Source organism: Enterobacter sp. 148H3 (genome assembly GCF_034107425.1).
Taxonomy (GTDB): Bacteria; Pseudomonadota; Gammaproteobacteria; order Enterobacterales; family Enterobacteriaceae; genus Enterobacter; species Enterobacter vonholyi.
Genome location: NZ_JAWNEI010000030.1, coordinates 1 through 11076 on the forward strand (window position 1 = coordinate 1; position 11076 = coordinate 11076).

General features: G+C 43.2%; 9 protein-coding genes and 4 pseudogenes. 5 read left to right on the forward strand and 8 right to left on the reverse strand.

All coding sequences use genetic code 11. The features are described from left to right. Window positions 1-654: 654 nt before the first annotated feature. From aqpZ to USH94_RS22585, 5 genes and pseudogenes are all read right to left on the reverse strand, one after another. Window positions 655-1347, reverse strand: a complete 693-nt coding sequence (gene aqpZ / locus USH94_RS22110; RefSeq protein ID WP_111965966.1) for an aquaporin Z — start codon at window positions 1345-1347, stop codon at window positions 655-657. Between the two features lie 577 nt (window positions 1348-1924). After that, window positions 1925-2286 (reverse strand): annotated as a pseudogene (locus tag USH94_RS22115) (Tn3 family transposase); the annotation flags it as partial. 326 nt (window positions 2287-2612) lie between these two features. After that, complete coding sequence (locus USH94_RS22120; RefSeq protein WP_146749048.1) at window positions 2613-3356, reverse strand: hypothetical protein; 744 nt, start codon at window positions 3354-3356, stop codon at window positions 2613-2615. Window positions 3357-3952: 596 nt separating this feature from the next. Then, window positions 3953-4516, reverse strand: a pseudogene (locus tag USH94_RS22125) (integrase core domain-containing protein); the annotation flags it as partial. After that, a complete protein-coding gene (locus tag USH94_RS22585; RefSeq protein WP_111965972.1) occupies window positions 4501-4659 on the reverse strand; it encodes a transposase in 159 nt (52 codons plus the stop codon). The gene USH94_RS22585 and the pseudogene USH94_RS22125, both read right to left, overlap by 16 nt. Between USH94_RS22585 and USH94_RS22130 the strand changes: the two are divergent. Then, a pseudogene (locus USH94_RS22130) lies at window positions 4598-5195 on the forward strand (IS66 family transposase); the annotation flags it as partial. The gene USH94_RS22585 and the pseudogene USH94_RS22130 overlap by 62 nt on opposite strands. Window positions 5196-5928: 733 nt before the next feature. On the opposite strand, the gene USH94_RS22135 reads toward USH94_RS22130, so the two are convergent. Together USH94_RS22135 and USH94_RS22140 are read right to left on the reverse strand one after the other, a co-directional pair. Beyond that, entirely contained in the window at window positions 5929-6501 is a 573-nt protein-coding gene (locus USH94_RS22135) for a hypothetical protein (RefSeq protein ID WP_146749049.1), read from the reverse strand. Between the two features lie 269 nt (window positions 6502-6770). Beyond that, window positions 6771-6995, reverse strand: a pseudogene (locus USH94_RS22140) (DUF2913 family protein); the annotation flags it as partial. A gap of 501 nt (window positions 6996-7496) precedes the next feature. Here USH94_RS22140 and USH94_RS22590 point away from each other — a divergent pair. The 3 genes from USH94_RS22590 (at window position 7497) to USH94_RS22155 (ending at window position 8904) form a co-directional block, all read left to right on the forward strand. Then, on the forward strand, window positions 7497-7673 hold the full coding sequence (locus USH94_RS22590) for a transposase (protein ID WP_414146664.1): 177 nt from the start codon (window positions 7497-7499) through the stop codon (window positions 7671-7673). A gap of 107 nt (window positions 7674-7780) precedes the next feature. Continuing rightward, on the forward strand, window positions 7781-7984 hold the full coding sequence (locus tag USH94_RS22150; protein ID WP_111965969.1) for a hypothetical protein: 204 nt from the start codon (window positions 7781-7783) through the stop codon (window positions 7982-7984). A gap of 365 nt (window positions 7985-8349) precedes the next feature. Next, complete coding sequence (locus USH94_RS22155) at window positions 8350-8904, forward strand: NlpC/P60 family protein (protein ID WP_181574062.1); 555 nt, start codon at window positions 8350-8352, stop codon at window positions 8902-8904. A gap of 28 nt (window positions 8905-8932) precedes the next feature. Here USH94_RS22155 and USH94_RS22160 read toward each other — a convergent pair whose 3' ends face one another. Next, window positions 8933-10486 (reverse strand): cyclic diguanylate phosphodiesterase, encoded by a 1554-nt coding sequence (locus USH94_RS22160; protein ID WP_111965971.1) that lies wholly within the window; start codon window positions 10484-10486, stop codon window positions 8933-8935. 425 nt (window positions 10487-10911) lie between these two features. Here USH94_RS22160 and USH94_RS22165 point away from each other — a divergent pair. Beyond that, window positions 10912-11076: transposase (locus tag USH94_RS22165; protein ID WP_414146665.1), on the forward strand; the 165-nt coding region annotated here is incomplete at its 3' end.

Genomic DNA, 11076 nt, shown 5'->3' on the forward strand with positions numbered 1-11076 from the left:
GGGTATTTATTATTTATAACAATCTCGATAATACATCTCTCACAAATTAAACATGCAGTAGAGCCTGCTTCTCCAACACAATTATTTAAGAATTGATACAACCAACAATTTAAAACAAAGCTTAAAATTCCATTTATTCTAAAACAATCATAAACAATTACTTTTAAACACTATTTACAATAGAAGAAAAGAATAAAAATATAATTTCGGCGAACTAAAACGTTGATGCATATGTTAATAACGCTAAGACTATTATAAAAAACCACTGCCTACGCCCGCTCGCATGGAAATAATTTCTTTAATTACACGCGCCCTTATACAGCGTCGCGTTTCTTGTGGTTTGCATATTCGATTGGAAAAACAAATTTTACGTATTTCATCTGCAACAATATGTGCCAGATAGCGTGATTCAGACTCTGTCAATTTAGGATTATTCATAGGCCCTCTAGTAGATTAACCTTCTCAATTACGATTAATATCATTTATGGATTCTGGGTTTATTAGGAATAATTCTGTAATCTAATACAGCCGGTATGTCAATCAAGATTAACCAATAAATAATAAATCTTACAATATTATCCTAGCACAATATCTAAAAGCAAAAACAGTAATGTATTGACCCTCCCTTTGGATGTGATGTAATTCGTTCCATGATTATTTCTTACTATACAGGAACCTGGAAATTAATCCTCCAGCAACCCCCCCTAAAATTGGCATCAACCAGAAGAGCCACAACTGTTTTAAAGCCCATCCGCCTTGGAAAATTGCTACGGCCGTACTTCGAGCTGGGTTAACAGAAGTATTACTCACAGGAATACTGATCAGGTGGATAAGTGTTAAAGTTAGACCTATACAAACAGCGCCCCCTCCTGCAGAAAAGGTTTTACTCGTCGCACCATTGATAACAATTAAAAAAATAAATGTAAGAATAAATTCAATAATCATAGCGGATAGCATGGAATAGCCACCAGGAGAATGTTCTCCATATCCATTTGAAGCGAAGCCGCTTGCAACAACATCAAATCCGCATTTACCACTAGCGACTAAAAACAATAATGCACCAGCGATGACGCCACCAATAATCTGGAAAAAAATATATGCAAAAACATCTTTCAAGGGAAACTTGCCAGCTGCATACATACCAAATGTTACCGCTGGATTTAAATGACAACCAGATATATGCCCTACTGCAAATGCCATAGTCATTACAGTTAAACCGAATGCAAGCGAAACACCTAAAAAACCTATACCTAACTCAGGGAATGCCGCAGCCAGAACAGCACTACCGCAACCACCAAAAACAAGCCAGAAAGTACCCAAACATTCCACTACGAGTTTTCTATACATATAGACCCCTTTATATGATTTATTTATAAATTAACACACGAAGCAAGGTAAAAAATCACAAATAACATACTCTAAGAGTTTCCATCTATTGTAATCGTTGTTTCCGTAAATAAATGTTTCGCAGTTGTATTTATAGTCCTTTCACTTTCACTTTCACTTTCACTTTCACTTTCACTTTCACTTTCACTTTCACTTCTAGATTTTGGACTTTTACAAATGCACTTGAAAATTTGGAACCGCTATAATCGCCCCCCCCATTTAACTCCGCAACAAGCCCCAACACAAACAAGAGTCCCCCAAAAAGCACAAACACACAATAAAAAAGAATTTTTTTTTTAAATTTATATATTTTTCTGCGATATAATTATTTTGTGATTTAATGCATGCTGTTAGAGTCTAAAGACCAACAATACAAACACGTACGCAAAGTACGTTTATTTAGGTTATTGAATTCACCCCTACACATATAGCTTATGTCATTTTATTATGTGTCGTCGCATTTTGTTTATAGCTACAATGCCCCCTTATGGGGTTGTAAGCGGGAAGCCGCCAAAATTTTGCGGGCTTGCCATATGGCTTATGACAACGTCAGTGCCTCAATCACGGCGTCAATATCGAGTTCTTTCCCTTCACTGACAAAGATGTAATGACCATTCAAAAAAATATGCTGCCAAGCTACGGGGAACATTCGTCGGAGAAGAGCAAGATCCCGAGTGTTACCAACCTCTTCATACTTCTGCAGCAACCGTGACAGCAGTGCTGAATTATAATAAATAATGATGATACTGAGCAGCCGCCCGCACTGATTACTGATCTCCAGCTCAATATCATTCAGTCCGGTCAGCTCTTTTTTGCCAAAACCTGCGCGATTGCTGAACAAAGCTGATACCTGGATTCAATCCGATTTTTAGATCGGTGACTGTTTCTGGCCACCTGCGGGCTAGCAGTTTTGTTTTTCCGTCCCTCTTTACTATGTGAAAAATGTTGGCGTTGCCTCGCCTCCCTCTGATGCGCTGCTGAAGCATATTGCCCACGCTAAATCTGCAGGTCAGGCGGTGTCTGATGCCCACGATTCCAGTGGCAATCCATAGCGCCCTATAAAAAACATAGTCCTATGGACTGAATTTGTCGCCAGTATTAAGGAAACACACTATCTCGCCAAGAAAAATAATTTCCGATCCCCCAAAAAACGCTTCTTCATAGAGATGCACTGACCTTCTTGCAATGACATCTCCTTATTAAACAACTGGGAGTTGCTCAAACCGTCATTTATTCGATGATGACGAAGATAAATTTTGTATCCCCCCCCCCTTCTGAAAATAATCTAACGTACCAATACGAACAGTAAGACAACGAATAAAATCCCTGCTGTAATGCCGAATTTTTAGATATCGCATTGTTTTCGAGCGGTAGTGATAAATAAGCTTTTGGTTACTTATTAATCCTTTATACATCTGTACGGATGACCGCCCCTTTATCAACCAGTCCATAGATACCTCACAAAGCCGTGGTGACCTCGTAAGATCAAATAACCTCTTGCGTAATTGCCCCTCCAACTCCTGTATCAATGTTGTTGGGTTATTACTTAACTTGCAACTCCCCCTACCATTATAGTTCCCAGAGAAACAGACTTCTGTCAAATGGTGTTGAATTTTATAAACAGGATAGCCTGCTAATAGAGCATCATATTCTTTCAATAAAATCCCGCCGTAATATTCAGCTACCACACGGTCAGAAAAAAGATAACGATAGCCTACTATTATTATAGGTAACTCAGGGAGCTGTAGCCTTATTGAATTTATAAGCCCACAGTTATCTCTCAGAGAAATATCCATAATTAGTAAGCCCGGTAAAAAACTCAGTATTTCATTAAATACGGACTCCAACTCCCTTACAACACAAAGTAAATCAGCGTTGATAGAATCATTCAAGGACATTCTTTCTAATGCATTTGCTATAGGCCAGCAAGGAGAGTAAATTAACACTTTTTTAATGTTAAACCCTGACAAGATAAAACCCCTCTTACATGGGCAAAGATAATATTTAAAATAAATAACATGCAATGGATTTCAGAGATAAACTCTAGCACACCTCCACCCTAAACACATCACGCCACTTCGAATTTTAAATTAATTATTATAATTAACTTAAAATTCAACCTTTAAACCAAAATCACCAACATGAACGACGATAGGATTTTTACTTCACCGCAGTGAGCGTTTTGTGTTTCCGGTTCACTGTCCAGAACAACATTCTCATCCCGATATTCACTCAGTCAGCTATTCCAGCCGTCAGTTCCGTACTCAATACTCTTAATAATATCCACTGCATTGGCATCAAACACCACAGTATAAGTACCGTGAATACAGTTAAATATACCGTCCTAGTCATAAACGTCCTGAATAGGGTGCTGAAGCTCAGTGGAAGAAAAAATCACATTAAAGTTTTTTGACTATGAAATAATAAAGTAGCGAGGAGACCTACTAGAGGTCGCATAAAAAGCAGGGGGCAATTGATAGTCATCTCGACACTGTAACGAATTACTATCGCCTAGTTTACTGGTAGTCTTAAGCGTACAGCTGAACTGTCGGATTAGATACAACCTTCAGTTAGTAATGTCGGTAGGTTTTTCTTCATATTTCCTGTTTCGCCAGTCCGTTGCGAATTCAGCTGGTCTCTGGTAATCCAGCGATGAATGGCGACGACACTCGTTATAATCCTGCCGCCAGTCATTAATCGTTTTCCGTGCATGAAGAATATTGCTGAACCAGAGTTCATTCAGACACTCATCGCGAAAGCGTCCGTTAAAACTATCAATAAATCCGTTCTGCGTTGGCTTACCAGGCGGGATAAGCCGTAGTTGCACACCATGCTCAAAGGCCCATTTTTCGAGCGCGCAGCAGGTAAATTCCGGGCCCTGATCGGTTCTTATTGTCGTCGGATAGCCCCGAAACAGCGCGAAGCTGTCGAGAATACACGTGACCTGAACGCCTGAAATACCGAAAGCAGCGGTGATCGTCAGACACTCCTTCGTGAAATCATCTACACAGGTCAGACACTTGATCCTGCGACCGTTGGCCAGTGCGTCTATGACGAAATCCATCGACCAAGTCAGGTTCGGCGCATCCGGGCGCAGAAGCGGAAACCGTTCGGTCACAAGCCATTTACGGCATACTTCTTACGCCAGGTGTAAAAGGTGGCGTCGGAAATGGCGTGCTTACGGCAGAGCTCACGGGCAGAAAAGGCCCCCCCGCAGAACCATCTCGCTGGCTTTAGCTTTGTGCTGCAGGTGGACGCGTATGCCGGGTTCAACGAGCTGTACCTCGATGGGTGGCTAACGGAATCTGCCTGCTGGACTCACACCCGCCGTTAGATCCACGATGTGCACGTTCGCACCCCGTTAGCCCTGGCTGAGGAAGCCCTGAAACGGATCGGCGAGTTGTATGCCATCGAGACGGAAATAAGGGGAATGCCGGCAGTACAGCGCCTTACTAAAAGTTAACAAAAAACTAAACCGCTACTGAAATCCCTAGAAAGCTGGCTGCGTGAAAAGATGAAAACGCTGTGCGGCACTCAGCGCTGACGAAGGAGTTCGCGTATGCTATGCACTGAACCAGTGGCCAGCATTGACGTACGATGTGGAGGACGGCTGGGCCGAAGCGGATAACAATATTGCAGACAATGCCCTGCGGATGTTATGTCTGGGTCGTAAAAACTGGCTTTTATTCCCCTCAGACCACGGTGGTGAGCGTGGAGAGTCGCTGTACAGTCTGATGGGTACATGCAAACTAAACAGCGTGGATCTAGAGAGCTACCTCCGCTATGTCCTTGAGGTTATTGCCGACTGACAGGTCTACCGAATCAGCGAACCGCTGCCCTGGCGCGTAGCACTGCCAACTGATTAACACATCCCCTTCAATACGGCCCTCGCTGTACTCTTACTAATGATCCTTTCATGACATTCGCTGTCTGGTCATCAGCGTAACCTGGTGGGGTTGGAAGGCATCCCCTTCAGGCTCTGCCTGCCAGTGAGCAATATCGAAGATATACCTATTGAAGGATACCGTCTTCACTATAATAAGAATTTGCGTTTACTCTGAATATTTTTGGAGATTATTTTTGAAGGTTACACACTGCCTCATTTCAATTTCTGCACTCTATGTTTTTTTCTAACCCAAACATAATCCCCCCTGCACTCATTAGCATTATACCTAGATAAACAAAATTTATTTTTACATCACAAATAAATTCTTCGATATATGTTTCCCTACCAGTCTAGTTCGCTACAACATCTAAAGGATACAAATCACTACCATTCAGATGGTATATAAAAACCACCTATCCTTTCCTAACCCCCATTTTATTTGAAAGGCAATCAGCGGTTTTTTATTTAACCTTACCTAGCGAAGAAGAGTTATCAGATATAAGGAAGCATCCTTACAAGTCAGAGCAATGAACATTTCATAAGACTGACAAAAAAAACAACTTTAACAAAGTAAGTAAAAAATATTTTTTACAGACATATAAACCTGTCAATACAGAATAATATTATAAATTAATAAATATAACGACAGGGTCGTCTCATCTGGCAAGATCCTTACAGTTTGACGCATTAACACGCGAATTTACCTGAAGTGAAGAGTATAGTTCTCTTCGCAAACTGCCACGCTGGCAGAAATCACAGCCTCCCCCCCTATCAATGTCAGAAATCTCAGTACCATGAGTGCCATCATTAATCCAGAACTTCCCGGTAAAGGCAGTGCCGGCTCCATAGTCAAAGCGTACCTTCACAATGCTCCTTTTAGTGCTGGGGCTCATACGAGAAGAAATAATCGCTGAACTCTGCGGCCGCTCCCAGGCATTAGGCAAAAATGGATTTCCTTCAACAAACGGAGGTTTCTCGTCAGGTGCTTCGCGGATAGCACGTTCCCGTAAATCAGATACACTCTCCAGCAGGCACAGCAATTCCGGCGAAATCAGTGAAGGGAGTTCTCCACCAAGTTTTTCACGATAGATACCGCTTGGTTTAATACTCCTTTCCCATTTCAAAAATCTCTCAACCGTTTCATGTTCTCTATCCATAGCATTTGCTCCAGCCCCTGAGGCCATTAAAAATAAAAAAAAACCTAAAAAGCAGATAATTACCCTTTTCACATAATTTCTCGTGTGCTCGTATGCTTGTCATTTTAGGTCTCCTTTCAATGAGGGTGTATCCTCTCGAAAACCCAGTACGGTTCAGGCGAGTATAAAGTTGAGGTTGCGGGCTGATGCCTCACAAACCGCCGTTCATCATATATTACTTTAAACCCGGAAAGACAGTTCAGCCGGCGCTGATGGTCACCAGTTTCCAGTGGTCGTCGTAGCAGACAGCCTGCAAGCCACATTTTTTATCAGACTGATATTGTTCACCGACGCCGATGGCGCAATCGTGCACGAAAGCACAACGTCCGGTCCTGTTTGAGTATCCAGTCAACATCGGTAGCCACATCACGTGAAAAACGGTGTTGCTTCAGTGCAGTAGCCAGCCAGCGGGTGAGAAAGAGGTTTTCCTATGCCGGCGAAAGAACGCCACCATTCGGTCTGACCAGAGCAAGCGCTACCAAGGCACACCATGCAAAATGGACAGATTTTTTCTGTCCGTCACGCAGGATTACTCCATATATCAAAATTCATTTCACAAGGCAAATGGCGTGTGTATTAATCTGTGCCTACATATGCTGCCGTCAGAATAATAACCGATCGACACTAAAGATATTAACTCAGGCGGGTTTCAGTGCCTTACAGGTGTTTTTTTTCAGCCGTTTGTGTCGCCAGCAGCGTCAGCTGTTTACCGAAATCAGGGAAACCAGCAGCTGAAAGTACATCAGCAACAGCACTGGCACTGGGGTGACAACGTTAAAGTCAGACCACTTTGAGAGCAACTCTGATTTCTCCGTATCATGCATGTGACGCGGCAAAACGGAATTACCAAACGGGCATTCAACGACATCCATGGCGTCGGAAAACCTGCCGAAGAGTTCGTCTGCCGGTCCGCGACAAACAGGCAGTAGCGGTGGTATCTGCAGGCATAGTATTTGCATTACTAGAAGGTACTCTTCACGAAGAAGGCCCGGGGTGCCTGGAGGAGCGTTAAATACCTCGGCCAGTACCTGACGCGACAGCCGGTGTCGGCGGTAAAGCTCAGGCTCTACAGCGGCGGTGCCGTGGTACATCACTATTACGACAACCGCACGCAGCAGTATCGGCGAAAGATGCTGCTCCACAAAGAGATTATCAGGCACTATATAATCCATGTACCAGCGAAGTATTTTAAAATGGTGCGTTAATACAGATTTTTACCTAACCAAAAATGAGAAGATCTGCCGCCGAAAGTGTGCAATGCCATGCAAATGGAAGCGCGGAATAACCGGAGAAACCGGGCTTCGCCGCGCTTATGAAGGCGTTCCTGCACACTGACACGCACAAATACATTCTGTGCGGCAACCGGCTGCGCTTCAACGGCGCGGAGGCTGGCAAACATACAACCGAATTAGTGGCAGAAAGGCTACACGGGATCGCCAGAAAACGATGGCTTCAGGCACTGGCTGCGGGATATATGCGCCTGAAAAATGGCTTTCAGGTTAAAAATCTAAGGTAAACCTTGTTTCATCTTCATAAGCTACCAGATGACCTGTCATCACATCACTCCTGTCAACTATTTTCATCGTCAAGAAATTTTTAAAATTTTTTTTCAGATTATTCACCATGAACCAGTAATGGATTAAGTGATAAAAGTGTATGGCGATGTAGGGGGCAATCCAGTTAACCGCCCAGTTGCGTTTTTTATCGGTGGTGGTAATTTCTGACAACAGGTGAAAGTAAACCGGACTGAAACGGGAAAGAATAAGAGTTGCTCCTCAGGGAAACAGGCCTGCTTCTATGGCGCTGAAATGGCTAATAATTAACTTTATATAAATATTATTGCAGCTTTTTGTTCACATGACAGTTCTTGACCGGAATACCGTGAATGGTTATTTTTCACCCTCAATGAGCGTTTTTCAACTTTTTGTAATGCAGACAATGCGATTCTTTTTGATACTGATAAATGTAATTCTGTGCATCCTGTTTTCCCGGACCTCTCTGTCAGCCCCTGGTGTGAATCCCGCTGAATTAAGCCACCCGATAAATGATGACAAACATATTCGAGACCGACTGCTTGCCGAGTTCTGGCGATGGGAAGGCGTGAAGTATAAACTGGGTGGAAACTCTCGCCACGGTATCGACTGTTCTTCCCTTATGCAGGAAATCTATCATGCCAGCTTTGCCGACAGGATCGGTGAACAACTGCCAAGAACCACTTCACGTCAAATTGCTCTCGGGAAAGAGGCCTCCCGTGAGACTCTACGTCCCGGTGATCTAGTTTTTTTTAGTCTGTCAGCAGGGGTGCGACATGTAGGGGTATATATCGGTGATGCGCAGTTTATCCATGCCTCTACTAGCAGGGGAGTGATGATTTCGAGTGTTGATGACAGATTCTGGAAAAAACGATTCATTACCGGCAGACGGGTTTTCTCATAACTGCTTCCGGACAAAAAGATGTAACTCTTCACTGATCCATTACAGTACTGTGACTGCCAATTGGCGACGGGGAAATGAGCATCGCTTTAAATTCATGTAACGACACGGGCTTACTGAAGTAGTACCCCTGAAAATGTGTCACTCCCATTGTCCTGAGCATCTCTTTCTGTGGAAGCGTCTCCACACCCTCAGCGATGACATTACAGTCAAGCTTTTTGGCCAGATCGATAATGCTTGCGACAACAAAATGTGAAACCCGGTCATTCTCTATACCTGAAGTAAACATCTTGTCGATTTTCAGGTAATCAGGAGAGAAAAGCTTGATATAACTGTAGTTTGCATTTCCGGTGCCAAAATCATCGAGCGATAATGCAATGTGCCTTTCCTTCAGGGAGCGGATAATTTCCTGTGTCTGCAGGGTACCGGTAACAATTTCTCTTTCCGTCACTTCAAGGACTATCCGGAAACAGTCTGGGGACATTTCACGCAAAAAGTCATCGCACAAAGACAGAATGTCGCTGTTCCGGAAATGACATGCAGTGACGTTAAAACATACAATAAGCGGTTTGTTTCCGACTGCATTGATTGCTTTAAGCTCTCTGGCGGTGTTCTGAAAACATGCACGAGTCAGCTCCCTGATGGTTCCGTTCTCTTCTGCCAGTCTGATAAAAACATCTGGCGGGATAAATCCGTTCCCCGGTTCAAACCAGCGTAGCAGTATCTCACCGCCTGCAATAGTTTCATCTTCTGCATTGTAAACCGGCTGGATACACGGAAATATCTCTCCATGTTTAATGGCTTTATTCAGACGGGCATCAAGCGTTCTATGGTACAACATATAGCGGCTGATCAGAAAACAGATCAGGATTGAAAACACGATAACAATAGCGATCGTATCCCCAGAGTACTGCAGAAAAGTATTCAGCATATAAATTTGTGAAATGTCTGCGATGACAGAGAAAGGGAACAGGAGCGACCCCTGTGAAAGTATGTTTTCTGTCGTCGGTGATGAAATAACGGCGCCGTCTCTGGCCATGTATTTATTGCCGACCTTAATATAAAAATGCGACTGGCTTTCAATCAATCTAAGTATACTGTAAAGATAATAACCATCCACACCTACCAGAACAGAAATGCCTTTCTCCCCAATAGCACGATAAACAATCAGTGAACGGTAGGGGGTCAGTTCATTTCCATTGAGAAGTAAAAGTCTTCCGTGAGCATAATCGCGGTCATCTAAACTGAAAAGTCTGCTGCCATACACAGTTGTGCAGTATATCTTATTGCCTTTTACAAGATTGATGGAGCGGACATCAGGAATGGCGGCAACATAAGCACGGAGATCGGAAAGAATAGCGTCCGTACAGGTCATACCCGCATAAATGGCGCCTTTCTCGGCAGCTGAATTAGCATGTCCCAGGATGGATTCCACGCTTCTGACAGCCTGTTTAAGCTGACCTTGAATATGTCGCTCCAGCATGGAGTACATCTTCCAATAACTGAACGCAAGACCTGAACCGCAAATAACAAGGAACACAAGCAGCATAACCGGCCATATCGAACGTTCTGATTTTTCCATCATGTCGGGTGCCTAAAATACCAAATCGACGGTTTACTATACAGTTACAGTAGCACATAAACTCAGTGTATAAGTTTATGAGTATCATCCTAAATTATCGTTACTAGGATTTTTCGCTCCAGCTACCACCACCGAGAGCAGCACTCTGTTCGCATCGGTCACCAACCTGCGTTTTAACTCCAGAAATTACTCGCTACGACACTCTTAGAATGCTTTCAAGGTAAGTTTAACATATTAATGAATGCACGGCACAATATAAACCATGTTGCGGTCATTATTTATTATTTATTATTTATTATTTATATCAACCTCAATAATGCTTAGAACCTATCCCGGAAGCGATTATCAGGTGTCGTAACTGATACTTCCTGAAGGTGAAAAGATGACAGGCAGTAAATGATGCATAATCGATTAACCCTAGAAAAAAAATGGCATCGCTTATCCCTGAGCACAAAACCAATCACCCGCTCGGTACACACCAGAACCGCGCTGCCATGCATGCCATATTCTTCGTCCTCAGGACCGGTTGCCAGTGGAACGCCCTGAATGCCACGGGGATATGCTCATCAAGTTCTGCTCATCGGCGCTTCCAG

Coding starts and splice junctions, on each gene's coding strand:
- aqpZ (WP_111965966.1), bottom strand. CDS start 1,347: ATGTATAGAAAACTCGTAGTGGAATGTTTGGGTACTTTCTGGCTTGTT.
- USH94_RS22150 (WP_111965969.1), top strand. CDS start 7,781: ATGAAGGCGTTCCTGCACACTGACACGCACAAATACATTCTGTGCGGC.
- USH94_RS22160 (WP_111965971.1), bottom strand. CDS start 10,486: ATGATGGAAAAATCAGAACGTTCGATATGGCCGGTTATGCTGCTTGTG.